The organism is Halorussus marinus (assembly GCF_004521895.1).
In the GTDB taxonomy this organism is placed as follows: Archaea; Halobacteriota; Halobacteria; order Halobacteriales; family Haladaptataceae; genus Halorussus; species Halorussus marinus.
In genome coordinates this window covers 34,127-58,300 of the sequence record NZ_SBIR01000010.1, presented here as the reverse complement: position 1 = coordinate 58,300, position 24,174 = coordinate 34,127, and the positions used below count along the sequence as shown (strand labels likewise).

General features: G+C 61.3%; 26 protein-coding genes and 1 pseudogene. 8 read left to right on the top strand and 19 right to left on the bottom strand.

All coding sequences use genetic code 11. From position 1 onward, the window contains the following. Window positions 1–511: 511 nt before the first annotated feature. From EPL04_RS13570 to EPL04_RS13500, 15 genes are all read right to left on the bottom strand, one after another. Window positions 512–835 carry a DUF7521 family protein gene (locus EPL04_RS13570; protein WP_134671733.1) on the bottom strand — a complete coding sequence of 108 codons (324 nt, stop codon included), beginning with the start codon at window positions 833–835 and terminating at the stop codon, window positions 512–514. Further along, a complete protein-coding gene (locus EPL04_RS13565; protein WP_134671811.1) occupies window positions 835–1,194 on the bottom strand; it encodes a winged helix-turn-helix domain-containing protein in 360 nt (119 codons plus the stop codon). Before EPL04_RS13565 ends, EPL04_RS13570 begins: the two co-directional genes overlap by 1 nt. Before the next feature lie 91 nt (window positions 1,195–1,285). Beyond that, window positions 1,286–2,290 carry a hypothetical protein gene (locus tag EPL04_RS13560; RefSeq protein WP_209019625.1) on the bottom strand — a complete coding sequence of 335 codons (1,005 nt, stop codon included), beginning with the start codon at window positions 2,288–2,290 and terminating at the stop codon, window positions 1,286–1,288. A gap of 436 nt (window positions 2,291–2,726) precedes the next feature. Beyond that, the gene (locus tag EPL04_RS13555; protein WP_134671731.1) at window positions 2,727–3,032 is read right to left on the bottom strand and encodes a hypothetical protein; all 306 of its coding nucleotides are present in this window, start codon (window positions 3,030–3,032) and stop codon (window positions 2,727–2,729) included. A gap of 3 nt (window positions 3,033–3,035) precedes the next feature. Then, window positions 3,036–6,161: a hypothetical protein gene (locus tag EPL04_RS13550; protein ID WP_245154572.1), complete on the bottom strand. Its 3,126-nt coding sequence runs from the start codon at window positions 6,159–6,161 to the stop codon at window positions 3,036–3,038. Window positions 6,162–6,318: 157 nt separating this feature from the next. Next, window positions 6,319–7,701 carry a hypothetical protein gene (locus EPL04_RS13545; RefSeq protein ID WP_134671730.1) on the bottom strand — a complete coding sequence of 461 codons (1,383 nt, stop codon included), beginning with the start codon at window positions 7,699–7,701 and terminating at the stop codon, window positions 6,319–6,321. Continuing rightward, on the bottom strand, window positions 7,698–8,666 hold the full coding sequence (locus EPL04_RS13540) for a hypothetical protein (protein WP_245154571.1): 969 nt from the start codon (window positions 8,664–8,666) through the stop codon (window positions 7,698–7,700). Before EPL04_RS13540 ends, EPL04_RS13545 begins: the two co-directional genes overlap by 4 nt. Continuing rightward, the gene (locus EPL04_RS13535) at window positions 8,659–10,407 is read right to left on the bottom strand and encodes a hypothetical protein (protein WP_245154570.1); all 1,749 of its coding nucleotides are present in this window, start codon (window positions 10,405–10,407) and stop codon (window positions 8,659–8,661) included. Before EPL04_RS13535 ends, EPL04_RS13540 begins: the two co-directional genes overlap by 8 nt. Beyond that, window positions 10,404–10,841, bottom strand: coding sequence for a hypothetical protein (locus EPL04_RS13530; protein WP_245154569.1), 438 nt, complete (start codon window positions 10,839–10,841; stop codon window positions 10,404–10,406). The genes EPL04_RS13535 and EPL04_RS13530 overlap by 4 nt, the downstream gene beginning before the upstream one ends. 64 nt (window positions 10,842–10,905) lie before the next feature. Continuing rightward, a complete protein-coding gene (locus EPL04_RS13525; RefSeq protein ID WP_134671729.1) occupies window positions 10,906–11,142 on the bottom strand; it encodes a hypothetical protein in 237 nt (78 codons plus the stop codon). Then, a complete protein-coding gene (locus tag EPL04_RS13520; RefSeq protein WP_134671728.1) occupies window positions 11,139–11,627 on the bottom strand; it encodes a hypothetical protein in 489 nt (162 codons plus the stop codon). The genes EPL04_RS13525 and EPL04_RS13520 overlap by 4 nt, the downstream gene beginning before the upstream one ends. Further along, window positions 11,627–12,019 carry a hypothetical protein gene (locus EPL04_RS13515; protein WP_134671727.1) on the bottom strand — a complete coding sequence of 131 codons (393 nt, stop codon included), beginning with the start codon at window positions 12,017–12,019 and terminating at the stop codon, window positions 11,627–11,629. Before EPL04_RS13515 ends, EPL04_RS13520 begins: the two co-directional genes overlap by 1 nt. Window positions 12,020–12,101: 82 nt before the next feature. Continuing rightward, complete coding sequence (locus EPL04_RS13510) at window positions 12,102–12,560, bottom strand: hypothetical protein (protein WP_134671726.1); 459 nt, start codon at window positions 12,558–12,560, stop codon at window positions 12,102–12,104. A 6-nt stretch (window positions 12,561–12,566) separates the two neighbouring features. Beyond that, window positions 12,567–14,072 carry a hypothetical protein gene (locus tag EPL04_RS13505; RefSeq protein ID WP_134671725.1) on the bottom strand — a complete coding sequence of 502 codons (1,506 nt, stop codon included), beginning with the start codon at window positions 14,070–14,072 and terminating at the stop codon, window positions 12,567–12,569. 78 nt (window positions 14,073–14,150) lie between these two features. Beyond that, entirely contained in the window at window positions 14,151–14,414 is a 264-nt protein-coding gene (locus EPL04_RS13500; protein WP_134671724.1) for a hypothetical protein, read from the bottom strand. 167 nt (window positions 14,415–14,581) lie between these two features. Between EPL04_RS13500 and EPL04_RS13495 the strand changes: the two genes are divergently transcribed. Together EPL04_RS13495 and EPL04_RS13490 are read left to right on the top strand one after the other, a co-directional pair. Then, entirely contained in the window at window positions 14,582–14,809 is a 228-nt protein-coding gene (locus EPL04_RS13495) for an AbrB/MazE/SpoVT family DNA-binding domain-containing protein (protein WP_134671723.1), read from the top strand. Window positions 14,810–15,180: 371 nt separating this feature from the next. After that, window positions 15,181–16,377 carry an outer membrane protein assembly factor BamB family protein gene (locus tag EPL04_RS13490; RefSeq protein WP_167599477.1) on the top strand — a complete coding sequence of 399 codons (1,197 nt, stop codon included), beginning with the start codon at window positions 15,181–15,183 and terminating at the stop codon, window positions 16,375–16,377. Between the two features lie 189 nt (window positions 16,378–16,566). Here the strand turns inward: EPL04_RS13490 and EPL04_RS13485 are convergent. The 3 genes and pseudogenes from EPL04_RS13485 to EPL04_RS13475 all read right to left on the bottom strand — a co-directional run. Beyond that, window positions 16,567–16,983 (bottom strand): annotated as a pseudogene (locus EPL04_RS13485) (hypothetical protein); the annotation flags it as partial. A gap of 191 nt (window positions 16,984–17,174) precedes the next feature. Continuing rightward, complete coding sequence (locus tag EPL04_RS13480) at window positions 17,175–18,764, bottom strand: oleate hydratase (protein ID WP_134671721.1); 1,590 nt, start codon at window positions 18,762–18,764, stop codon at window positions 17,175–17,177. A 120-nt stretch (window positions 18,765–18,884) separates the two neighbouring features. Further along, window positions 18,885–19,505 carry a helix-turn-helix domain-containing protein gene (locus EPL04_RS13475; RefSeq protein ID WP_245154567.1) on the bottom strand — a complete coding sequence of 207 codons (621 nt, stop codon included), beginning with the start codon at window positions 19,503–19,505 and terminating at the stop codon, window positions 18,885–18,887. Between the two features lie 430 nt (window positions 19,506–19,935). On the opposite strand from EPL04_RS13475, the gene EPL04_RS13470 reads away from it, so the two are divergent. From EPL04_RS13470 to EPL04_RS13455, 4 genes are all read left to right on the top strand, one after another. Further along, window positions 19,936–20,199 carry a hypothetical protein gene (locus tag EPL04_RS13470; RefSeq protein ID WP_245154566.1) on the top strand — a complete coding sequence of 88 codons (264 nt, stop codon included), beginning with the start codon at window positions 19,936–19,938 and terminating at the stop codon, window positions 20,197–20,199. A 261-nt stretch (window positions 20,200–20,460) separates the two neighbouring features. Beyond that, window positions 20,461–21,495 (top strand): twin-arginine translocation signal domain-containing protein, encoded by a 1,035-nt coding sequence (locus EPL04_RS13465; protein ID WP_134671719.1) that lies wholly within the window; start codon window positions 20,461–20,463, stop codon window positions 21,493–21,495. A 191-nt stretch (window positions 21,496–21,686) separates the two neighbouring features. Next, entirely contained in the window at window positions 21,687–21,953 is a 267-nt protein-coding gene (locus EPL04_RS13460) for an AbrB/MazE/SpoVT family DNA-binding domain-containing protein (protein ID WP_134671718.1), read from the top strand. Between the two features lie 2 nt (window positions 21,954–21,955). Then, a complete protein-coding gene (locus EPL04_RS13455) occupies window positions 21,956–22,357 on the top strand; it encodes a PIN domain-containing protein (RefSeq protein WP_134671717.1) in 402 nt (133 codons plus the stop codon). A gap of 83 nt (window positions 22,358–22,440) precedes the next feature. Here the strand turns inward: EPL04_RS13455 and EPL04_RS13450 are convergent, their stop codons facing one another. Beyond that, a complete protein-coding gene (locus EPL04_RS13450) occupies window positions 22,441–22,719 on the bottom strand; it encodes a hypothetical protein (protein WP_134671716.1) in 279 nt (92 codons plus the stop codon). Window positions 22,720–22,974: 255 nt separating this feature from the next. Here EPL04_RS13450 and EPL04_RS13445 point away from each other — a divergent pair, with 255 nt between their 5' ends. Together EPL04_RS13445 and EPL04_RS13440 are read left to right on the top strand one after the other, a co-directional pair. Continuing rightward, on the top strand, window positions 22,975–23,184 hold the full coding sequence (locus EPL04_RS13445) for a hypothetical protein (protein WP_134671715.1): 210 nt from the start codon (window positions 22,975–22,977) through the stop codon (window positions 23,182–23,184). 89 nt (window positions 23,185–23,273) lie between these two features. After that, on the top strand, window positions 23,274–24,140 hold the full coding sequence (locus EPL04_RS13440; RefSeq protein WP_449272293.1) for a helix-turn-helix transcriptional regulator: 867 nt from the start codon (window positions 23,274–23,276) through the stop codon (window positions 24,138–24,140). The last annotated feature ends 34 nt before the right edge of the window (window positions 24,141–24,174 follow it).

Here is a 24,174-nt window from a genome sequence, read left to right as displayed (position 1 = left end):
GCGGTTCGCTTTGCTGGTAGTGGCGACACTCGTTTTGTGGCCGATTTCTGTCGCTTTGCGGTCTCCTTTTGGCGATAGACTCTGCTATTTATCATATTTGGTACCATTTTCACTTTCACTGGCGTGTTAACAGAGTGGTCGACGTTTTATTCAGGCCAGTTTTCGACACAAGTGAGCGTGCGCTGTTCGCCGTATCGGGCGGTACCGGACCGTTCAGGGACCGCTACGGCCTGCTATGGCAGGGGTGGGGTGCGGGCCACCTCTCCGGGACCCCTTAGAGAGAGTGCCCCTGGGGGGAAAGGAGAAAACGGCCGGAGCCATAGCGGCTCCGGCCTACCGCATTTGTCTCATCGGGCGATACCCGCCACTCTCCGATGAGTGAGACGCTCACGCCGGCAAACCCACACGATGGTGTTCTGGAAGCCACCTCTTCCGGGACCGCTTAGGTAGACAGGAACTCGCCTATCCCAGAGAATTCCGACGTACAAGTAGTAGTGTCTGTAGCGTTAGACTACTGATTTGTAGCAATCTGTAAGGAGTAGGCAATACACGCTAGCCCAGCGAGCTGGGTCAGCCTAACGAGTAGACGGACGGTGTTCTGGAGGTGGATAGGGACGATTCGGAATGCGACCAACCCCTGCCCGGCGATCGCGAGCGTGTAGGTCAGTCCGAAGAGCAAAATCATCCCGACCGACAGCCAGCGCATCGATCGTTCGTCGTTGCGCCGAAGCCCGCGATACGCCTGATAGCCTATGTAGAGGCCGATTACCGCCGAGGCAGTCGCGGCAATCCCGGTAAATATCGCAATCGGGGAGCCAAGTCCAATGTACGACATCAGAACTTCCTCCAGAGGCGTGTTAGTTGGTCGGCGACGTCGTCGCTTCGGCGGTCGATTTCCCACGCTAAGTTGCCATCGCGAATCGCGAGCTCGAATCGATCGAGTCGAGCGATGTACACCGTTTCGTGATGGCCGTCGGCCCGCGGTCGCGTTCGCTCACCGACGAGGTCGACTTCGGTCAGTCGGTCGAGTCGACGATAGATCGACGACGTGGAGAGATCATAGAGTTCGCTAAGCTCGTTGGCCGACATCGGTGCGTCGCTCGTTTCGACCAGAATAGAACGGATGTATTCGTCATCCAGAAGATCGATGACGGTTGCGAGGTCGATATCGACTGATTCACCTTCGTTTGTCATATGATATGCACGTATGTTCTGGATATCATGCTCGGTCGGTTCCGTGTAAAGATATTGCCATCTCGCATACAGTGCCGACTGAAGCGCGGTCTCACCCATCGGAATCACCTCGCAGGTCAAAGCCGAGGAGGACGTAAAAGTGGGTTCCACCGGCTGAGTACACTAAATGGACACGAGTTGCGTCTGGATACTCAGTTAGGTCGATCTCTCCTTCTGCTCCGGCCGAGACAGTGTCTACGCCTGTCCAGAGTGGCCGCTTGTCGATTCTCCCAAGGGGAGCAGCCGGTCTGGCGAAATCGTAGTAAAGCCTGTCCGCAGGAACCGATTCACCTGCTTCGTGTCTGAACGTGACTTTCTCTGCATCCTCGTCGTGGGTCACGCCCCAAGTTACCTGCGGCAGTTCGTACTTTGGGTCGATATCCTGTTCAGAGCGGAGCGGTACTTGGGTTTCAACCGTCGCGAGCTGCCCGTCGATAGTGACATCGAACTCATTGGCCTTCTCAGCGAACCTGTAATCATCCTCCTTTAGCGCAGCTTCGAGTGTCTGTTTCGTCGGTATTCTATCGCTTGTGTAATGATAGTGTACTACCTGATAGGCCGCGTTGTCGTCGAATCGGATTGTGTCGGCGAGCATCGCCGGTCGATCTGATGGGTCTTGACTGTCTGTATTGACGCCAAGATAGGGATTACTACCCGCAGCGGAGGTGAGTCGTTCGAACGCTGCATTCTCCTTATGGAACCGTGGGGATTCTCCGTTCCCTGTGTCGATAATTGCCTCCAAGTGCGGAAGCTCGTGTTTGGCCGCGCTCGTCCACACGACAACGTCGTCACCGATTGCGACGCGGCGCGGTACGTCTGATCGGGCAAAGACCGGGTATCCACGATACTCGCCTGCCCGCTCGTAGCCGCTGTCGGTGATTGTCTGGATGACCTTTGTACGGTCGAACGTCGCCTCGATGACGGTTCCGACGCTGGAGTCGAGGACTTGGTCGTAGTTCTCGAAGCCGATACCGAAGTAATCCAAGTTCGCCTTGGTGTCGGCCCGACGAGCGACAAACAGTTCCGGAGCATCGGGGCGGAGGCTTTCCGGTTGCATCGCAGTGAAATAGTATCGCTTGATTGAGGGATCGACACTCGTCGGTGCAGGTAGCCACTTTCGGTACGTAGGTTCGTCTGCAGGCGGCACATCAAGGCGACCGTAGCGTTGATCGTCGCCGAGTGGAGGAAGCCCCGACAGACAACCAGCAGTCAGCGCTGAGAGTGACGTTGCGAGCATTGCACCACTTCCGGCGAGTAGTTCTCGACGAGTTCGTTCGAAAGAGGGCCGATGCGGTTTGGGGGACATACTGCAGTCTAAACACTGGCCGCGGATTGTGTATAAGCATCACCTCGGCAATGGACGAGTGCAGACCGTCGACAGTTTTTTATGTTTATTTCCTTCGAAGAGGTTACACTCTCGAGCACACAATTGGTGTCGAATATTCTATCTTACTGTCTGAATCTCTTCTACAAAATATCGATTCAGCCCGTGATTACATTATCCAATCCCAGATGCGCTGGAACCATTTGTCCCAATCGAACGCGGTTAACCGTCGGCCGACCTCCTGGGCGCGCTGGACGTCCATCGAGATCACGCCCAAGACCAGCAGTCCCGCCAGCACCAGCGCGACCACCTTCATGTCGTGGGTCACTGTCGAGCCGGCGTGAGCTACCTGCTGGCCGGTCGTCGCCGCCTTGTGGCTGTACAGCGCCACCGCGAACAGCAACGCCAGCACGCCAGCGCTGGCTCCCTCGATGCCGACCATCTGGACCGCCCGTCCCACGAGCTCGGCGAGCATCGCTTAGTCACTTCCTCCGCCGACCTCGAGATTCACCTGCGTCTCTGGCGTCGACGCCTCGGCCTTCCGGGACTGCCACCAGGTGAACACCGAGTACCCGACGATGCCGATCGCCGCCAACCCGGCGAGCGGGATGATCTCCTCGAGGCTCGACTCGACTGCGCCCGAGACTGCGCCCGGTCGGAGTACCTCGAGACTGAACAGGCCCGTCCCGCCAGCGATGGCGCCGACGATAATCCAGCGCCGCCGACCGGAGAGCTCTGAGCGGCCGGTCGCCCCGATCAGCACGATCACGAGCCCCGCCCATCCGGCGACTACGCCGAACTCTTGAAGCGTCGTATCCGGCCCGGATGTCTGCCAGCTCCCGCCGCTCCCGAGGCCACTGTCGTCACCACCGCCACCTCCACCGCTCCCGGCATCTTCGCCGGGGCGCTGAATTTGGAGCGTCTCCTCGCTATCGTCGTCGGTCAGCGCCACGAACTCGTCACCCGCATCTTGCTTATCGAGGTACCGCGTCCGAGAGAGGCTGTACAGGCCGTACTGTGTCCCACTCGATGCCGGATACCACTTGTACGTCACGTCAGCGCCGACATCCTCTCGGCCGGCCCCGACCTCGATCTCCGGCGTATCCGGGTCCGAGACGTGGATACCCACATCGCCGCTCTTGAGGCCGACCTCCATCGGGATCGTCGTCACCCGCGTCGTTCCTCCCGGCACCGCGTCCGGCAGGTACAGCGCCTGGTTACCGTCGGCGTCCAGGATCGTCTCGTCGTCCTCGTCCCACGAAGCGTCGTAGACGTAGTGAACCCGGTCACCTCGGTACGAATCGCCGACCGAGATGTGGAAGCCCAGCGCGACATCGTCGACACGAATCCCGGCGTCCAGCGACGGATCGCTCGGCTTCGTCGGGTCCGTCACCGTGATCTCGCCGTTCTCTACCTGAACCTTATAGCCCGCGGTCCGGACCGAGAGCTCGTCGCCCGCCTCGAAGCCCGGATCTCCATCGGTGTCATCGGCCTCGAGCGTGAGCGTGGTGCCGTCGGTCAGCTCCCACTTGTCGCTGGAGACGTTCGACCACTCGCCGCCGGTCACCGAGGTCTCGACGTACCGGATGTCGTGGATCGTTCGCGAGAACGGGATCGTCACGGTCATGTCCTCACGATCGCCAGCAAACGTGTGGTTAATCTCGTAGGACTCTTCCCAGCCGTTTGCCACGTACGAGGTTGATGCTTGGACTTCTGCGGAGTGGCGGTAGTCGAACCCGACCGCTGGCGTGGGTGCGTCGGACGAGAGCGACCCGTCACCGACCGAGACGTTGATCCTGTTCTGGCCGTCCTGAATCCAACTCGTATTTGTGTCGAGTTGGGCCGTCTCGCCTTCAGCGAGCGATCCGGTATAGTTGGCCCAGCGTCCGTTCACTTCGACAGAGGGGTCCCGGGTCTCGACCACCTCCTTGAGGCGCACGTCGACCCCGACCGTCGACCCGCCCGCCGTCGAGATCGTCGCCGTATCGTCGCCCGGCGAGAGACTCGACGCCTGATAGGTCGCCGTCTCGCCGTCCATCAACAGGCCCGAGTGCGAGACCTCATTAGTTCCGTCGCCGTCAAGGTCGACCGCTGGGTCCTGAGTCGCCGAGCGGTCGACATAGTCGAGCTTATAATTGAACTCGCCCGTCCCCGAGAAATCAAGTTGGGTCGCACTCGCCGACACATCAAACTCAGTGGTTGCCGTCTCTCCGTCCGCGAACGATCCGAAGTCGTGACTCGTGCCGTCATTGGCACTTGCAGAGATGTCCGGTTTATTTATCGCGGTTACATCGCCATACAAATCCCTCGTGAACGTCCGAGTTGTCAGATACGTCGACGACGCACCATCATCGGCCTGAATCTCCCAGGCTCCAGTTGACGAGTCGCCGCCCCCTGTCGTCTCGAACTCAACCGTTATCGGCCCTGAACCAACCTGATAATCCTGAATGTCAATCGTCTCAGATGATTGCACCGACGGACTCCAGCCCTCTTTGACCAGCGTTCCCTCTCCGTGATCGGTATCTGGCGTTTCCTCGACGATATACACATTTGCTGTGACGTTGCTCGCTCCATATCCTCCCCATCCAATCCGGAGGTCGGTTATCGTGTCTGGCGGCGAATCTAACCTGACCTCGCCCCCTATCTGGAGATTGTTGTCATACGCATTCCCGAGGATAGGCTTCGCGTCGAAATTCGACGAGAAATGACTGAACTCCTGATAGTAACCAGTCACTTCCAGGACGGGCTCACTGCCCGCGCTCGGCCCAGTCGGCTCAAGATTCCCGTCAACAGCAAGACTTGTCGAGTGCGGCGGGGAAACGCTCGACGCACTCGCCGTCTCCGACGTCTCAAATCCCTCGCCCGTTAGAACAACCTCGGGATCCCCGCCAGCCGGCCCGTGGACCTCGTGGCCCGCCGACTCGACCGCGAGCGTGTCGCCGTTCGCAAGACCCGACGCACTCGCGTTGTCCCACTCGGTCGTTTCTCGGCCGGTCACGTTGATATGGTAGTTTCCAACCTCGCTCGGGTTCCCCACGTCCACCGAGTAGCTCGAGCCATCCACCGCCGGGTCGCCCGTGATCGACACGGTCCCCTCGAAGGTGACCGAATTCGCCGAGAACTCTGGAATCTCGAAGATCAGCAGGCCATTGCGCGCTTCGACCTGCGCCGTCCACGACTCGCCGCTCTCGTGGACGCCGTGGACCACATTCGGCGTATGGCCGACCGCCTCCCGGATCGCCGACGCCGGCACCGCAACCTCGCGGCCCGCGTGGTTCGTCTCGTCCTGGAACACCAGCGCCGTGTCCCCAGACGCCCCGACCTCCGAACTGTTTACGTATTCGCCGGCTCGCTCCGGCGTCGTTACGATCACCTGGAGCGAGCTCGCGTTGTCGCTCGCCATCACCGAGCCCTTGAGGTCGCTCGCCGTCAGCGAGCGGTTCTCGGTGACCGGTAGGTCTTCGACGATGTTCGTGTCGGGTACGCCCACGAATCCGTCCGGCGCGTCCTGGGCGCCGACCGTCCCGATCGCCCCGACCATCGGCGACGCCACCAGCAGCACGACCACCAGGAGCGTCGTCGCTCGCGGTGCCAGCCGATTCATCGCGCCACCTCCAGCAGGGGGAGGGGGGTTGGCTTTACTCTCCTAGCTACGCGCGCGCCTGTACTGGCAGCCAGCGCCCGATTTCTCGACTCGCGTCGAATCGCTCCAGAAACCGATTTTCGGACTATCTCGCCGCCGTATTCGGCACATTCAGCATTCAGCACGTTTCGAGCACCTCCTGAACCTCCGGGAACCGGATATGGAGCTGGCCGGGGACCTTGAACTCGCTCGGCACGTCGGCCCAGCTGAACTTCGCGTGGTTCTGGCTGTTCCACGACAGCGCCTGACCCAGCTTGTAGTTCTGGGTGTAGTTGCGGTTCATCGGGGCCTCGCCCATCCCGAGCGTCTTGCCGGTCGGGTTGTCGATGCCCGCCATCGTGATCCGCCAGCGCATCTTCTTGCGCATGAGGTTGTGAACGTCGTCCATCTCGTGACCGACGCCGAACTGTGAGAACTTGTTCCGGCGAGCGTCGACGTACTTGTCGCGGTACGCCGAGATCCTGTCGTGGAGCTGGTGGTAGTCGTTGCTGGCGTGTTCGGGCATGAGGTTCCCGATCTCGTCGCAGAGCCACGACACCCAGATCGGCGGGCCGTGGTCGATCTTGTCGATCGCCCAGGCGAACCACCACATCTCGGCGGGCGTCACGTCGCTGGGCGCGAGCTCGTCGTCCACCGCCGCCGTCCACGCCGAGACGTGGCCGACCTCCTGGATCTCGTCGGCCTCGCGAAACGCCTCGGTCGCGCCGCGAAACTTCGGGTCCGGGTAGACGACGTGGAGCATCCCTTCCTCGAGGACCTCGTGGTTCAGTTGGCGGATGTCGTCGTACCGGACGACCTCGTGTACGGTCTCCTCGAGGTCGACCGAGATCGGGTCCATCTCGTCGCTCGGCGGGTCCAGCACGGCCTCGACGTCGAGCCCGCTCGGGAGACAGAGGCGCGTCCAGGCTCGGAGCGGGAGCCACTCGGCACGCGCCGGTGAGCCACGCCAGACCACCGCGTCCGGGTTGATCTCGAGGTTTCGGATCACCGGGAGCGCGATCGCCATCGTGCTCTTTCCCGAACCCTTCGGCCCGTAGGCGAGCCAGTCGGTCCCGCCGATCCGGAGGTCCGAGACGAGCTCGGGACGCTCGGCGAGCCACTTGAACAGCGCTCGGCGCTCCCGCGAGAGTCCCGAGAACTCCTCGTGCTCCAGCCTGAGCTTGTCCATGTCGTCGAGATGGATCAGATGATCGAGCATCGCTCGCGGATGCTCGACGATCGGGTGGCTCCCGTCCTCTCTCGCAGGATGGTCGGCGCGCTCCAGGCGCTCGAGCACGTCGCTCCACCGCGAGAAACCGAACGCGTGGCGGAGGTTCTCGCCGACCGTGTGGCGGTCGCCCTTGCCGGTGACCTCCCGCGTCTTGTCGAGATTCGGCGCGTCCATGCCCTCGATGCGAGCCTTCAGTAGCTCGCGGTCCTGCACGACCTCCAGCAGATCGTAGTCCTGTACGTCCGACTCTGCGACCGCTCCGGGCCGCGTCTCTTGGTCTGTCTTGCTCATGAGATAGATCCGCCTCCGGTTTCGCCGTGATACGCTTGCCCGGCCGTGACCTCGGTCGCTCGCTGGCCGAGCGCGTCGGCCGCTCGGTTGAACGCCGGGAGCAGGAACTCCGCCGCCCAGCTCTCTCGGATGAACTGGTCTTTCTCGCTCGGCTCGGTCCCGACGAGCCGCCGTCGGAGCCCCTGCTCGAAGTACGGCCGCGTCACCGTCTCGCGCTCGATCTTCGCGTAGCTCGCCCCGACGACCTGGAGCGACCACGCCAGCAGCGCCTCGGCGTTCTCGAAGCCCTCGAGCAGCTGCTCCAGCGCCGACTCCTGTTGGCCCGCGATCTCACCGAACGCCGGCCGCATCAACGGGTACTGCTGTTCCTGCGGGTCGATCGCCTCGGGATCGTCACCGTCGGCGTTGTCGTCCAGGTGATCGACGCGCTCAACAGCCGCCCAGCGAGCGACCTCGTGGCCCGCGTGGAACGCCGGCAGCAGATCCTTCGCGACGATCCCGCGCCGGATCTCGACGGCGAGCTCAGTCGGCATCGCCTCGCACGGCCCCCACGGCTCGCCGAGGAGCGCCGCGACCGTCGGGGCGTCCGAGGCCGTCCTGGTGAACCACTCGTCCTCGAGTTGGCCGACCGTCTGGATCACCAGCTCCTGCTCCCACTCCAGGATCTCCCGCCGACTCTCGAACCCACCGAGCAGATCCACCAGCAGGTCGGTCTGGTCGTGGGTGAGCTTCGCCGTGGCTGGCCGCGTCGGCGCGTCTACGCCAGCGCCTTCGAGCGCCGCGTGAATGCCCTCTCGGAGCTCCTCGGCTACGATGTCCGGGGTCGCGTCCGGGGGCTCGCTCGATTCACTGATAGCGCTCTCTGTGGCCTCCATCACCGTCTCGAACTCACCGACCATGTCCGCGCCTTCGACGCTCTCGGCCGGAAACGCCCCCTCCTCGAGCGGATCCTGCGCCTCAGTCATCCGCCGAGGCCTCCTGGCCGTTGTCGCGGACCGGCGCGTCGCCGTCGTCCTTCGCGACGTAGCGGTTGTACAGCTGCTCCAGTTGGCTCTCCGAACGGTCGTCCATCAACTCCTTGCGGTCCGCGTGGGTCTCGGCCTCGCTCTCGGCGTAGTTGCGGAACCAGTCGTCCCACGATTTGGCGTCGGCGAGCCCGCGGGCGTGGGTCAGCATCGATCCGACCGCGTGGTGGTAGTGGATCGGCGCGAGGTTCGCCGAGAGCTCGCCATCTCGGGGCTTCGCCACTTTGAACGCGAAGATCCCGAGCCCGCCGAGGAACAGCCCCAGCAGGCCGGAACCGGCCGCGAGTTGGCCCGCCATCCACGAGAACCCGAGCGTGACGCCGCCAGCGAGCCACGGCACCGGGTGGAGCTGACGGTTCCCGTCCTCGTCGTAGGTCACGAGATCGGGGAACTCGATCGCGTGATGCTCGGGCGTGTACTCCATCGGCTCCTCGTCCTCGGGATCCAGCAGGTACAGCTCCTCGATCGGGCCGTCCACGTCGATCTTCGTCTGCATGTTCCCGTCGGTCTCGAGGTCGGCGCGGGCGCCTCGAGCCCGCGCCCAGAACTTCCGGATGCCCTTCCGGATCACCGACCGCTCGCCCATGTCCCCGCGGGCGAACTTCGCGATCTTGAACCGGGCTTTCAACACGCCCGGCGCGTCCTTCGGGTCGCCCTTCGCGTCGTCGCCAGCGTCTTTCGCAGCATCCTCCACCGCATCCGGGTCGGTCGGGTCGAACCCGTCGGCGAGCTTGAACTGGAGGAACCCGGCGCCGTACGTCCGGCGCCCGAACCACTCCACCGCGATCACGCCCAACAGCACCCCGCCCGCGGCCGCCACGAGGTAGGGCGCTCGGATCAGCGTCGCCGAGAGCCAGTCCCACGCGACGATCACGAATAGGATGCCGGCGATCGCGACCAGCACCCACCAGAGCGCCGAGATCTGCGGGCCGGCCTTCGCCTTCTCGACCGCTTTCCGACCGCCGTAGAGGGTCACGACCGTGCTCCCGAAGAACGGCAACAACAGCGACAGGATGCCCCAGCCAAGTCGAGCGCCCGCGCTGTTCGTCTCGATCGGCAGCGTCGCCTTGCTGGACTTGTGGTAGAACGTCCAGCGCGTGTCCCCAGGGTTCGCGAGGCACGACGCCTCTCCGGGGTCGCGAGCGCACATGACCGTCCGGACCTGGCCGTCGTAGTGGCTCCGCAGGTCGATCTCAGCGTAGTCGTACCCGCCGCCGATCGAGACCGTCCGCTCGTAGGTGGTGACGTTCTTCGCGGCCTTCCGAGTCGCCGTGTCGCCGTTCTCGGTCGTGTACCGCTCCTGGCCGACCGAGTAGTGAGCGATCTCGACCACGTAGTCCTCGCTGTCCGCCCCGTAGGGGCGCTTGCTCCACAGCTGGAGGTGGTTGCGTTTGACGGTCTCTCCGGGACGGAGATACCGCCAGCTCTGGCTGTTCTCCGACTCGTCGACCATCAACCCGGTCGGCAGTACCTTCACGGCGAACTCGCCGTACCGGCCGTTCTGGCGGATGCTCGCCGGCGCGTTCGTCGGCTTGGTCCCGCCGGGCGCCAGCTCCTCCAGGGTGAGCTCGCGGGCCGCCGCGCCCGCGTCGCCGTCGTCTTGGGCGATCGCAACCATCGGCGCGGCGGCTCCACTCACCAGCAGTACGACGAGCGCCACGAGCGCGGCGGACCGGCTCACTGGAGACCGGCCTCCCCGAAGTCGGTCTTGAACGCGATCGCCACCAGCAGCGCCGCGCCCGCCAGCCCGAGGAAGTGGACCGGCCGGAGCACGATCACGTCCGAGAGTCCGATCACGCCCAGCGAGATGTTCACGATCGAGGCCGTCAGGATCGGGAAGTTCGGCGCCAGACCGAGCACGAATTGAATCGCCTCTGTGGCCGTGCTGAACGTCGTCGCTGCCCAGCCGGTGAACGTCACCAGCGTCACCAACACGACGTTCAGCGCGCCGCCGGTGCCACTCTTGGCTCGCGAACCGAACCCCTCGAGGGCCTCTCGGCCGTCGTCGGCCTCGTCGTAGGCCTCGTACGCCCAGACGATCGCGACCAGCGCCAGCACGCCAGTCAGCACCAGCGCCGGATTGGCCATCACCCAGGTGATCGGGTTTACTGCCACAAGTGGCTCACCTCTATTCGGTCGTTCTGTACGTCTCTCCGTCTGCACCGCCTGTTGTTGCATTTCATAGGTTCTCCGTTACTTCGTCTCGTTCGTCCCAGAGATCTGAGAGTCGGAAGCCGATGTACACCAACGACAGGAACAGGAACGGACCCCGGAGATCGGGGAGCCCCAGACCCGGTGCAAGATACCGGACGTAGGCCCCCGCGATGCTCATCCAGATCTCCTCGGTCTGTGCCATCCAAGCGAACAGGTTGCCGGCCACGCCTGCCACGGCCAGCGCGAGGTCTTTCGCGTTCATCGTAGCGACTCCAGACCGCCTTCAACGGCGTCACTGCCGGGAATCACTTTCAGCGTCGCGTACGCCACGACCGCCAGCACCGTCATCACGGCCATGACCGCGATCGCCGCCGCCGGTGGCCCGGCGAGCCCGGCGGCGTTTGCGACCCCTTCCGCGGCACTGTACACGACATTGATCGCTCCGACCGCCCCATTGCCGATGATCTCGAACGGCGTCGCGAGCGGACCTAGCCCGTCCAGGACGATCGTCGTCGTTCGCTCGATCGCGAAGAACGCCCAGCCGAGGGCGTACTGCACGGAATCGAGAATCCCGCCGACGATCCACTCCGCGACGATCTCCCGGACCCACGTCTCCGGGTCCGACGCGATCATGGTGAGCGTCGAGACCGCCCCGACGAGCGGCTTTAAGTTGAAGATCCATGTCGGCAGGACGTTCCCGCCGCTTCCGCCGCCGTCGTCCGGCACGCCCTCCACGGGCCCCGGCATCAGACCCACCTCCGGCGGGCGTACAGCAACAACGCCGCGACCAGGACGACTTCAACGCTCAGGATCACCGGGGCGAGGAGTCGGTTGGTCTCGACGGCCGCGCGGAACGCCGCGCCCCAGCTGGCCTGGACGGTCTCGGCGCCGCCGCCGACCGCGGCCTCGATGATCCGGACGTACATCGCGGCCACCGCGTCCAGAACCCGGACGTGGGCGGTGACGACCGCCTGCATGACCATGATCCAGCCCGCCGCGACGGTCAGCCAGGCCGCGCCCAGCAGCGTGCTGACGAGCTTCGCGATCTTGATCTCGCCGCCGTCGACGAACTCCCCGGCAGTCACGTAGTTGTCGCTCGACCCACCGAGGTCCGCTGGCTCGGAACCAGGCCCCGGCATCACCGCACACCTCCGACTATCCACCCGGATCCGGGTGGGGTCTCGCCGGCCGCGGTCCGAGGATGGCGGGCCGCCGACATGGTTAGAACTCGTCGTCCTGATCGCCGCCCTCGTCGAGCCCGATGACGGGGAGGTCGATCCCGGTGATGGTGTCGCCGTCGATCACGTCGAGATACCACAGCGGGATCGCGAGCCCGCCGACGAACGCCCCGCTGGCCGCCATAATCACGAACGGCCCGAGCGACAGCCACGGGTCCATCCCGAGCGCGATCGCCGCCGTGTTCCAGGCGTCCTGCAGGAACCGCGCCGGCGCTCCGAAAATCGCCTGGATCGATTCCGCCGTCACGACCGCGAACGCGTCGGTCGGCCGGATGATCAGGCCCGCGAGCGCCTCGCCGATACCGATAACGATGGTGAAGAACGCGACCACCACTCCGCCCGCGCCGTTGACGAAGCTCTGGCCGAACCCCCCGAGGGACTCGGACTTGTCGATATACGTCATGGCCTTCGCCAGACGCGGCCCGTCGTCGCTCGCGCTCATGACGGATCAGCTCCCTCGGGAGCCGAGACCGATCATCGCGAGCAGACCAGCGATGCCGCCCGCGATCCAGTTGTACATCGAAGCGAACGGACCGCCACCGCCGCCCGAGCTACCCCAGAAGCCTCCGCCGCCCTGCGTCGGCTGGAGCGCGTCGTACTGGCTTTCCTGGAGCTTCGCCTCCATCTGGACTACGTAGGTGGTGTCACTCTGGACCGTGCTGTCGGCGACGATCGTCTGGTTCCGGTCGCCGAGTTCGCCCGAGAGGTCGATCCACGAGCTCTCGCCGATGTCGCCGGTCTCAGTGTCACCGACACCCTCGGCGTAGCGGAACTGCGTATACCGTTCGCTCAGGAACGACTGCTCGGTCTTGAGTTCGAGGTTGCCGTGGGTGAGATCGTACGCCGTCGGGATCGTCTGGCGGTACGACACGTCGATCAGGTTCGGGTAGTTCGGGTAGTTGCTCGCTTCGGGGAACTCGATCGTCGACGCGTCCGCGTCGTCCTGCATCCGGTACTCGACGTTCAGGTACCGGAGTTTGTTGATCGCCGCGTCCGAGAACGTATCGCCCATCCCGGTCAGGTCCGAGGCGTTGATCTCGCCGCCCTCGGGCCGCTCGTACACCGTCTGGTCGGTGTAGTCGTCCTCATCGTCAGTCGACGTGTCCGGGACCCGCTCGTCGCCGAAGTCCCAGCGGCTCTTCTTCTGGACGTTCAGGCCCGTGATCGTGGCCGTCGCATCGCCGTCCTCGGCGACCACGCGGACCTCCTCGATCGCGTCGAGCGAACCGTCACCCGAGCCCGCCACCTCAAGCTGACCGAGCTGCTCCTGGAAGATCACGCCCGAGGCGGTCTGGTTCGCGATCACGTCGCCGGCGGTCGCGTCCCGGCTGGAGTTGACCACCGCGGCGACGTAGTCGCCGTCACCGTCGCGGACCTGGACCGAGAGCTGGGCGCCGCTATCGAGATCGTCGACGTTCGCGACGAGCTGGAGGTAGCGCTTTTCGACGTCGCTGGTGATCGACTGCTCGGTGTACGCGACGTGAGCGCTTGAGCCGTCGGTCAGCGAGCCGTCGGTCGTGACCTGGACGGCCTCCACGTCAGCGGCGGTCGACCCGTCGGCGTCAGTGACGGAGATCGACGCGCCGGACGCCGTCCAGTTGCCGGCGTTCAGCCAGGTGACGCTGTTGTTCTCCTCGTTGGAGACTCGCGGGTACTGACCGAGCTCGTCGGCGTCGATTCGGTCGGCTCGGTAGGCGACCATCGCGCCGCTCTCGGTTCCGTTGACGTGTGCAGGAACGGTCTTGATGTTCCCGTTGTCACCCTCGTACTCGAGCCAGTCCATGCTCGAGCGGTCGTGACTCTCGACAGTCAGCTGGTCTTCGACGAACTTCGTCTCGGGGTACTGGTCCGCGTCGGGGTTCGCGCCGAGGTCGCCCGCCGCGCCAGCGACAGGCGACGCCACGAGCGCGAACACCGCCAGCAGCGCCAGCACCGTCTTTCCGTTGAATTCCATGATTTCAGTAAGTGTTTCGGCGGTTCTGATCGCCACCCGCGTTCGCTTTGCTCTGGTCGATCGTTTCGTCTTGAACGTTCATGCGCGAGCTCTCCCGGCGATCGCCTTCGGCGCGAACCGAGGCGCGGCCTCCCCGTTCTGAATCAGCACAGCCTCGAGGTGACCGTCGCATAACTCGACCCGGACGCCGGCGACCTCGCAGACGGTCCCCTTGTCGCCGCACGGTCCCGCCGGTGTCTCGTAGAGACAGCCACCCTCTGAGTCTGGTTCTGCATCGATTCTCTCCGCTCGATCCTCCGAAAAGGAGGTTTTCGGCCTTAGCAGGCCGTTTTCTCGGGTCATAGTGTGAACCCCGGTCGCCGCCGCGGAGCTACCGAGACGACTGACCGTTGCTCACCGGTATGCGACGCGTTTGCCTATAATATCGGAAAATCAATACTTATAGGGTATAAAAGTGAGGCGAACTGAGCAGTTACGTTTTATGAGCCCCTCACCGGAATAGTGTATTCATGAGTACAGAACAACGAGAAGGAAGCCAGACAGGAGATTGCCTCTCTGAGAACGTGATGGAAAGCATGAGCGTCCAAGAGAACGACGGGACGTATCACGTCTCTATCCCGAAGGACGCTGCCCAGAGCCTCGGGCTCGAGAAGGGAACGCAAGTGTTGATCACGGGTGAGCAGGGCGCTCGGTCTCTCCGACTCCGGCCGTGTGTCGCGGTCCTCGGTGACGACTGATTTCCGGAGCAGCTGGTCCTACGTTAGCCCGACTTTTTTAAATGCTCAGAATTCCAAATCACATATTGAATATAGCGATTATAGATGAGTGAGAGCCAGAGAATCACTGTTTCGACGACGTATCACCAGTCACGAAATCATTGCCATCGTGCATGGAATCTTTCCTGTTTTGCGATAGCCAGTTCTTCTCCTCCCCCTGTATGTGAAGTTGACTCCGTTGAAGATGTCAATCATTCCTAGAAAAATACGATTGATTATATAACTAAGTTTAACACGCTCGATAGTCAACTAGCTGTTATATGGTACGGCGGACACGTCGCGAGTGGCTCCGAGATCTTGGATTAGTTGGTACTTGCAGTATAAGTGGTTGCATGTCTTCTGATGACAGTTCTCCAGCCGAGGAGACCGTAAGCCCAGAAGACGTAGCTACGGAAACAAGAGAGCGAACTAAGACTGAAACCGAGACAGAGACCGAGACTGAAACCGAGACAGAGACCGAGACTGAAACGGAACCCGAAATAAGCGGTTGGCCAATGTATCAGTCTGATCCGGCCAATGGGGGAACAACTACAGAATCTGGTCCTTCGGGAAAAGTCACCGAATATTGGACCTTCGAGACAGACGAAGATATACATTCATCGCCGGCAGTTATGAACGGGACTGTCTATGTAGGGAGTAACGATGAGAACCTCTATGCGGTGAATGCGGCTACCGGTGAGGAACAATGGGTGTACAAGACAAATAGTTCCATAGAATCCTCTCCAGCGGTCGTAGATGGGACTGTCTATGTAGGAAGTAATGACACTACTGTCTATGCTCTTGATGCGACTACCGGAAGCAAAGAGTGGTCGTTCAGTGCAGATGGTCCAGTAAAGACTAGCCCGGTAGTAATGGATGGCACAGTCTACATCGGAAGCGACGATACTAACCTCTATGCGATCGATGCCGCTACTGGAAACAAACAATGGGTATTCAATACTGGCGATGCTATCACGGCTTCTCCGGCAGTAGCTGATGGTACGGTGTTCTTCGGAAGTGAGGACTATCATCTCTACGCTGTGGATGTTGCTACTGGGGACAAACAGTGGTCCGTCGCATCTGAGAGCTACATAAATTCAGCACCAGCAGTCGCAGATGAAACAGTCTATTTCGGATGTGGGGATCACAGTGTGTACGCAGTCGCGGCCGAAACAGGTGATCAGCAGTGGTCCTTCGATACCGGTGGCCCGGTATGGGGGTCGCCAGTAGTGACCGAGGATTTAGTATATATTGGCAGCTACCACGACGCCTATACAAGGAATGTGTACGCAATAACTCGAGATTCCGGAGACCAACGCTGGGACTTACCTCTGAATTCAGGCATACCGGTGTCACCGGCACTAGCCGATGAAACAGTTTATCTCGCAACTACCGGAGGGAGTCTACACGCACTTGAGACATACACCGGTGATCGGGAATGGGATTTCCAGCTCGGGTCACGAATACATTCCTCGCCAGCGATAGCGGATAAACGAATCTATATCGGCTCTGGAAATACTCTGTATGCGCTTACTGAACAGGAACAATAAGCGCCCAGTAGGCACCAGATTTTAAATCCTTCTCACACTTTCGGTGGAGGATAAGATCTCGTTACGTATCAGTTGTTGCAAATGCGATTTCTTTATCCAGTCTTCGACGTGATTTTTTCGTGCCGATTCTCCCGTCACCCATGAGTTATCTCACCCGGTGATCTTCGTCTTCTTATCGGGCTTCTGACACTAATTCGAGCGAGGTTCGACGGGCTTCACTCGGAGCTCTCCGAAGCCGTACTTCGAGTGACTGCCGACCCGGAGTATGCGGCTCTTCGCGGTCTCCACCGGGCGGTCGCCCTCGTAGGCGACCACCTGCCCGTGATCCACCGTCTGGAGCTTGTACACCTCGCGTTGCTCCAGCACCTTCTCCTCGCGTTCACGGAGATCACGGCGATCCTCTTTCCACCACCACGGCACGTCCTGGTCGTGAGCGTTCGGGTACTCCGACTCCAGCACGAACGGCGTCACGAGTTCGAGGATGAACGCTTTGCCGTCTTCGAGACGGGAGTAGTCCAACGCCTCCAGGTCCACGACCTGCGTGTCTTTCGGCCGCGTGATGCCGTAGCCGTAGTTAGGCTTCCCGCCGAATTGAAGGCCATCCAGGGGGTTCCTCACGGAACGCGATCGGGAGTTGCTTGCTGATAAAGAGGGTGGGAACCGTTGGTATCAGGCTATCTCAGAAATCCGTTCTCGGATTGAAGAGAAACTATCAGCCGACGCAGAATTCCTCAAGGGGAATCACCCAGAACTTCTCGAAGGGCTTCGAGAAACCGTATGTGAAGGCCTAACCGCGGTCAGCGGTATGCCGCGCGGACGGCGTCCGCGAGGACGTCGGGGTCCCGGTAGTGCTTGGTCACCGGCGGGACCGTCTCGTCGAGGTCGAGCAGGTCGTAGACGGCGGTCATCGCTGACCGGACGGAGTACTCGACGGTGAATACGACGTCACGCGGCTGCTCGGCGTACTGTCCGAGGAACGCCAGATTGTTCGAACCGTCCGGGACGACCTCGGGTCGGTCACCGGGCTCCCGAGGCTGGAAGTGCGCCGTGATGAACGGCATCATCGCCGGGATACAGGTCACGTCGTCGAGCATCTCTGGGAGTTGGTCCTCGCACTGCAAGTGGTAACACAACTCCTCGAGAATCTCGCGGCCGGTACACTCGGACATCGGTTTCTCCACGTAGTTCCCCTCGCGATCCGGGAACAGCGCGTACCCCCAGAACACCTTCACGTCGTCGGGCTGGTTCTCGAAGTGCGGCTGGCCGGCGACGACCGTCGACAGCAGCCAGTTCGACCCGAGGTAGGTGACGAGGCCGTTGCCCGGTTCCTCCTGGGTGAACTCGACGATGTGGTCGAACAGTTCGGTGTTGTGCAGGGTGACGGTGAACGACTCCCACTTTGTCTCCGTGATATTGTCCGCGAACACCGACGGATTCCCGAACTGGGGGTTGTCCTCGGCGATGGACTTCCACAGCTCCCACGACGCGCCGGTCTCGTTCAGCTCGGGGGCTTCATCCATCCCGCCGATGGACGACCCGTCGGTCATCGACCCGTTCGTCACGAACACGAGGTCCGACGCGTCGACCTCGACGGACTCGGTCCCGCTGTCGGTCTCACAGTAGATGCGTTCGACGGTCCGCCCTCTCCGAGACGGGACGATGTCCATGTCCGTCACCTCGTGGCCGTACTCGAAGTTGACACCGCGGTCTTCGAGCCAGCGCCGGAGCGGGAGAATCATCGAGTCGTACTGGTTGTACTTCGTCCGGTCAACGCCCTCCATCGTGTGTAGCTGCGGGAACTCGTGGAGGAACCGGTACATGTACCGCCGGACCTCGGCGACGCTGTGCCAGGGCTGGAACGCGAAGATGGTCGCCCAGACGTACCAGAAGTTCGTCTCCAAGAACGACTCGTCGAACCACTCCTCGATGCGCGTGTCCCCGAGTTTCGCCTCGGGCGTGAGCAGCAGTCTGGCCAGCGACTGCCGGTGCTGGTCCGTCAGCCCGTACTCCGAGGCGTCGATTCGCTCGCCCTCGTACATCAGCCGCGTCTCCGCGTGCGAGGGGTTCGCGTCGTTGAACTCGTCCATCACGTCCTTGACCGACCGCGAGTCGTCTTCGAGGGACGGAATCGTCTCGAAGAGGTCCCAGGTACACTCGTAGGTCGGGTAGTTGAACATCCTGCCGCCCCGGATGAGGTACCCCTCCTCCGGGTCGCCAGCGCCGTCCATCGCGCCGCCAGTGACGTCCAGTTTCTCGTAGACGTGGATATTCTCGCCCGGCATGTTCCCGTCCCGAACGAGGAACGCTGCGCCGGCGAGCGAAGCGATACCGCCACCGACGAAGTGGGCGTGCCGGTCCGCGACGTGTGGCTGCTCATGGATTGTCATCGTTGGATCTCCTCACGTACTGCTACGCCCGAGTCACAGGTAACCGTTCCCGACATATATCCAGCCGTTTATGGGGGATGTCGTGTTGGCGGACGGCAGTCGGTCGGGGGCAGCTCGCGGTCACTGCTCGGAGCTGGCGACTGTGTGATCGACGAGCTTCCGCGTACCACGACGGAGCCGCTCAGAGAGCGCGGACGTGGTCACGTCGAGTTCCGCCGAGACCTCCGCGAGGTCGGCTGTCCGAGGGATGTCGAAGTATCCGTGCCGGTAGGCGGCTAACAGGGCTTCACGCTGAGGAGGCGTCAGCCCGTAGTCGTTCGGTGAGTGGTCTGCGGTGCAGAGACGGTGGGGCTGGAAGTCGATGGCGTCGCGCTGGCAGACATCATGGAACGCTTCGAGGTCGGTTCGGTCGGCGAACTCCGTGCTGACCTTCCACCCGTGTTCAGTCACGAACGCGCCCATCGGGTACGTCTGCCTGTCTACGAGGGCCGCGTACGTCTCGACGTGTGGCGTGTCGACGGCGACCCGGTACCGGGACTCGACGATGGCCGACTCCATGGCGACGAACTCGACGACGCAGTCATCGCGCAGCAGGGCCGCTTCGACGTCGTCCGGGTCGATCCGGGTCACGGAGAACACGAGTGCGGGCTGGCCGCTCGTTCCGGAGATAACGTTGTCGACCGTGAGCATTGCGTCGAGTTCGGCCGCCGTGTCACACAGCGGCAGGTCCGAGGACTCCAACTCGAACTCACAGACGAGACTCATGTTGGTCACTTCGAGCCGACGGAGCGTAAAACAAGGCCCGGTGATTTTCACGAACTAGTATCGGGATGCCGCAGTACATCTTGAATAAAGAAATCGCATTTGCAACAACTGGTAACGCAGCGACAGCTTCAGGGGCACGGATTTCCTGAGACATCTATTCTTTGAACGCTGTGAAATCAAGTTTGAGCACGACCACCGGGGGTTGTAAGACGACACAAATCGATCCCCGAAATTGCACACATCATTCGCGATCTACGTGTGCAAATCTGCGCGCGCGCCGCACCGCACACCCCGCGACCGCGTCGATCAGGCCGGGGCTCAAAACCTCTTTTATAAACTCCACCTGCTTCAGTTACCCGATAAAACTAGGAATCTGGAGGTCGTGTGCAAAAATATGCGACTCCGAATGACCGACTCGCGCGAACGACGACTCGACAACCTCCAAGAGGCGACCGGCGAGAACACCAAGAGCAAGGCGCTCGATCGCGCGGCCGAGTTCTATCTGCGAATGCGAGGGGACACCACCGCCGTTCCGACCGGTGCATTCACTGAGCTCATGGAGCGTGCTGAAAAGCAAGGGAGCGTCACGCCCGAGGAGATTGCCGAGATTTTGGACACTGACGATCTTCCCGTTAAGGCCGAAATCAGATGGTCTGTAGGAGATTCGTGATGGAGCGCGTTCTTCGGGTTTACCGCGTTTGATTCTTGCGACGACGAGTTTCCCATGAGTACGATCTGCCAGCCGGATGGTTAGTGAACCGAACGACCTCGAGTAAGATGGCATCTACTTTCGGATAGTACGCACATCCTAACTCTTCTCTAAGAGTGTAAGAGGATTCTTTAGGCACCTTAACACAGTTTTCTGGCAGCTTATTATCATTAGGCGGAGCATTGTCGACTGGGATGTCGGTTCGATACCGGCGGAAAAACGATGCAACGGCGAAAGTTCCTCAAGACGACGGGGAGTATAGGCGCGGCGGCGGCGATCGGTGGTAGCGGCATTCTTGCAATGTCCGGTGGCGCCGCAGCTTCCGACATCTCGATTACCGCAAGCAGTCCGGCCACCGTCCAAAACGACCGTGGTGACGTGAGTAAGGTCACCACTAATCCGCAGTTCGACGTTTCGTGGAAAAACCTCGACGACGCGGTCGCGAAAGTGTTCTTCCTGATCGAAGCCAACGTCGGCGGTCAGGGGTTCGTCCCTATTTACCGGGCTACCCCGTGGCTTCCGGCTGGCACCGAGAACAACAGCTACCTGAAAGCCGAGTCGGGGACGACCGGTCAGTACACCCTCAAGCATCCGCTCGTGAAAGTTCTCAATCAAGACGACCGGTTCGATGATGGAACTCCCCCGAACGAGTCCGCGAGCCCACTCGTTATCGCAGACGAAGACGGGAACCCCGATTACTCGGGTGCCGACTGGAGCAATTACGGGCCCGCATCCGAAAGCTCCTACATGAACGGTGTCTCGGTGGGAAGTGCTTCCGAGGCGGAAGCTTTCCTCGTCAATGACGAAGGGCTGGTGCTCCAGAACAACTATCCGGACATCGACTCCGGGTACTACGGTGCAGCCTCCGATACGAGCGTCCTCGATCACGAGACGGACGGCAAGAGCGACGATACGAAAGTCGTCCTCCGATACACGTTTGAGCTACAGCGTCCGAACAAATCGTGGGCAGCCAGCCGAACCAGCCTCGATTCGAGTGCTTCCAAGGAGGAGCTGGCCGCCGAGCTAGACGGGATCCAGCCTTCGGACATCGACGGCGGCAACTCGAAGATCGTGATGAACGGCGAGGACGGAAACACGAACTTCAACAACCCCGACGGCATTCCGTACTCGAACCTGCAGGCGAACGCCGACAGTCACGTCGGCATTCTCTCGACGACGGCCACGTTCAAAGTGACCGCGAAGAACGAGGGCGCCGAAAGCGGTGTGACGGGCAGCTCGAACACCAACGCCTCGTAACATCCGCGTCTTTATTTTTCAGAGCTCTCGTCGAGTCGTCGGTCTGGACTACAGAAAGTGTAGTATCACGAAAACTCGTCGCGGTACCCGAGACGAGATGTGAGTTCGAGTACGCAAAACTCGACTTACGGGAAGGTAATCATATCTGTGGGAAAACTTTAGCGTATTCCCGTCCATAGATGACGTACGCCATGTCGAAGTCCACAGACGAACGAGGACGAATCTACCTCCCGAAGGACGTTCGAGAGCGGTTCGGCGACCAGTACCGTATCGTTGAACTCCCGAGCCACATCGCACTCTTTCCCGTCGATGAGGATCCGCTGGAAGGGCTTCGAGACGCCGTCGGTGACGCCTTCGAAGGGGACGACACTGACGATCTGAAAACGGAGGCGCGCGAGGCCATCTCTCAGGAGGTTCGAGAGGAGAGCGAAAGCCGGTCGCGAGACACCGAGGAGTAGCTGTGTACGTCGAGACCGACTTCCTCACCGCGCTGGTGAAGGACGACGATTGGCTCCAAGAGGCGGCGGTTCAAGCCCTCGAAGAACGCGACGACGTCCATACCTCGATCCTCGCGTACGCCGAGGTCCTGGTGCTGTTCTACGACCGCGAAGCTGCAGAGTACGAAATCGACCCGACACGGGCGATCACCAACCTCCTGGAGCTCGTCCCGATCGTTCCCGAACATCACGAGGACACGGTTCTGGCCGCCGCAACGTTCCTCGACGAGTACGAGCTGACACCATTCGACGCGCTCCACGCCGGACTCGTCACTACTGGCGACGGACGTGTCCTTTCGAGCGAACGCGATTACGACACCGTTGGCCTCGATCGCATTCCGCTGGAGCCCGATTCGACCGAATAACTGCTTTCATCGGAGGGTGTCATAGAACAGTTCTCATACACCTCAGTCGTCACGGAGTGAATCGGTAGATACAGAGCGTCCATCTATCGTAGTTCGGCTGACCGATTGTCTCCGCTGGGTTTCCAAAACGCGATGACTATTCCAACGAGCATAATTACGGCGGCAATTGGTTCGATCCACGGGAGGAGCGAGGACTCAGTGGAGAGGAAATTGTGATAAAACACTCCAATGGATGCACCACTGAGGAACACAAGCATTCCAACTGTCCGACTTACAGTCCAGTCCTCCGTCCATGATTGATAGAGTGTGATAAGCCACGCAAGAGCAAATAGTCCAATAACCAGAAGCGTTATCCAGTCCATAGCCACCGATACCGAGTGCAGAACGAAAAATCCGGGTGATAAATTCGCACGCTCGTGCAAACGGCTGATTCACTCAGTTGTGGGTGCAAAGAATATCTTGTGAGTCGTTCTATGACACCCTCTTCGTCGACCTACGTGTGAACGTGTGGCCCCTGTTCTCATCGTTGTCATCATCGATACGCTGACCTGTTACTTTCACTTTCACTGTACTATCGAGCTTTCTTTATTACCTAACCCTCGGTAGAAATTGCTCGCATGGGAGTCGCTCAAGTGCAGATCACGAAGCAGTCCCAGAAGTGGCGGTATCGGTGTCCGAACGGCCACACCTCGTGGGAGATGACGAACAACCACATGTGGTGTCGGGCCTGCGCGAACCAGTTGGACGTCGACCCCGAGTTCTGGGAAGTCTACGATCAGAAATCCGGCGAGACGATTCCGCGCGAGCAGATCGTGCTGAAGGAGTAAGCGACCGTGCGAACCGCTTCGACTCTGAGTCGCCGGAAAGTCCAGATTGGAAACCGTTTTAGGCCGACCTAAATAACTACGGATGTCTCATGACGGTCACGAATTCGGAGGGATTAATGACAAGTGAGGGTGACGGACGATTGGCCGAGGGCGCGGTCGAATCTGTAGCGTTTCTTGCCCGTTCGAAACACCGCCTTCATGTGCTCGATCTCTTGGCCAACGGTGCCCGCCCCCGCGAGGAGCTAAGCGAACGGATGGATGCAACTCGAGTGACGCTGAGCCGCATCCTCGGTGACCTCGAAGACGAGGGTTTCGTCGAGCAAACGAACGCCGACCGCGAGTACGAGCTGACCACCTTCGGCGAACTCGTCTACCGTGATTTCGCCCGGCTACTGGGAACGGTATCAGTCGGTCAGATTCACCCCGATCTGGTCTCGCGGCTGCCGACCGACTGGTTCGACTTCGATCTCCGGTGTCTCGTCGACAGCGAGCACGTCCGCGGGAAGAGCGCGGATCCGTTCGCGGCCGCTCGCGTCGTCGCAAACGCTCTCAAAGACGGCTCCTCCTGTGAGGCGATCGTCGGTACGTTCACTTCGCTTCCGATGTACGCGCACGAGCAGGACATTCGGGACGGAACCGAATCCGAGGTGCGAGTCGTCTTCGACTCGGACGTGACCGCGACGATGCTTGAAGACCCATCGCTTCGGTCCAAGTGGCGCGAGATCGAGGCCGCCACCGACTCGACGGTCTATTACAGCCTCGACGAACGGCTTCCCTGCACGGTCGATCTCATCGACGGCGAGACCGTGTTCTTCACGATCGACCGGGTCGAAGACACCGGTTTCGACATCATCTCCTGTTCGCATCCCGACGTGCTGGCGTGGGCCGATCGTGTATGCAGTGAGCACCGCGACCGCGCAGTCCCGCTCCGTCAACTGGCAAACGACGCAGACTGACGGGACGAACGAACACGTCGTGTTACGGTTAACG

Bases quoted from the DNA above. Each gene is read 5' to 3' on its own strand.
- EPL04_RS13470 (WP_245154566.1), top strand. From the start codon at position 19,936: ATGACCGACTCGCGCGAACGACGACTCGACAACCTCCAAGAGGCGACC.
- EPL04_RS13515 (WP_134671727.1), bottom strand. From the start codon at position 12,019: ATGCCGGGGCCTGGTTCCGAGCCAGCGGACCTCGGTGGGTCGAGCGAC.
- EPL04_RS13510 (WP_134671726.1), bottom strand. From the start codon at position 12,560: ATGAGCGCGAGCGACGACGGGCCGCGTCTGGCGAAGGCCATGACGTAT.
- EPL04_RS13520 (WP_134671728.1), bottom strand. From the start codon at position 11,627: ATGCCGGGGCCCGTGGAGGGCGTGCCGGACGACGGCGGCGGAAGCGGC.
- EPL04_RS13565 (WP_134671811.1), bottom strand. From the start codon at position 1,194: ATGACAAACGAAGGTGAATCAGTCGATATCGACCTCGCAACCGTCATC.
- EPL04_RS13440 (WP_449272293.1), top strand. From the start codon at position 23,274: ATGACGGTCACGAATTCGGAGGGATTAATGACAAGTGAGGGTGACGGA.
- EPL04_RS13525 (WP_134671729.1), bottom strand. From the start codon at position 11,142: ATGAACGCGAAAGACCTCGCGCTGGCCGTGGCAGGCGTGGCCGGCAAC.
- EPL04_RS13480 (WP_134671721.1), bottom strand. From the start codon at position 18,764: ATGACAATCCATGAGCAGCCACACGTCGCGGACCGGCACGCCCACTTC.
- EPL04_RS13500 (WP_134671724.1), bottom strand. From the start codon at position 14,414: ATGACCCGAGAAAACGGCCTGCTAAGGCCGAAAACCTCCTTTTCGGAG.
- EPL04_RS13570 (WP_134671733.1), bottom strand. From the start codon at position 835: ATGTCGTACATTGGACTTGGCTCCCCGATTGCGATATTTACCGGGATT.
- EPL04_RS13550 (WP_245154572.1), bottom strand. From the start codon at position 6,161: ATGAATCGGCTGGCACCGCGAGCGACGACGCTCCTGGTGGTCGTGCTG.
- EPL04_RS13460 (WP_134671718.1), top strand. From the start codon at position 21,687: ATGTCGAAGTCCACAGACGAACGAGGACGAATCTACCTCCCGAAGGAC.
- EPL04_RS13505 (WP_134671725.1), bottom strand. From the start codon at position 14,072: ATGGAATTCAACGGAAAGACGGTGCTGGCGCTGCTGGCGGTGTTCGCG.
- EPL04_RS13555 (WP_134671731.1), bottom strand. From the start codon at position 3,032: ATGCTCGCCGAGCTCGTGGGACGGGCGGTCCAGATGGTCGGCATCGAG.
- EPL04_RS13445 (WP_134671715.1), top strand. From the start codon at position 22,975: ATGGGAGTCGCTCAAGTGCAGATCACGAAGCAGTCCCAGAAGTGGCGG.
- EPL04_RS13465 (WP_134671719.1), top strand. From the start codon at position 20,461: ATGCAACGGCGAAAGTTCCTCAAGACGACGGGGAGTATAGGCGCGGCG.
- EPL04_RS13490 (WP_167599477.1), top strand. From the start codon at position 15,181: ATGTCTTCTGATGACAGTTCTCCAGCCGAGGAGACCGTAAGCCCAGAA.
- EPL04_RS13540 (WP_245154571.1), bottom strand. From the start codon at position 8,666: ATGACTGAGGCGCAGGATCCGCTCGAGGAGGGGGCGTTTCCGGCCGAG.
- EPL04_RS13545 (WP_134671730.1), bottom strand. From the start codon at position 7,701: ATGAGCAAGACAGACCAAGAGACGCGGCCCGGAGCGGTCGCAGAGTCG.
- EPL04_RS13450 (WP_134671716.1), bottom strand. From the start codon at position 22,719: ATGGACTGGATAACGCTTCTGGTTATTGGACTATTTGCTCTTGCGTGG.
- EPL04_RS13495 (WP_134671723.1), top strand. From the start codon at position 14,582: ATGAGTACAGAACAACGAGAAGGAAGCCAGACAGGAGATTGCCTCTCT.
- EPL04_RS13560 (WP_209019625.1), bottom strand. From the start codon at position 2,290: ATGCAACCGGAAAGCCTCCGCCCCGATGCTCCGGAACTGTTTGTCGCT.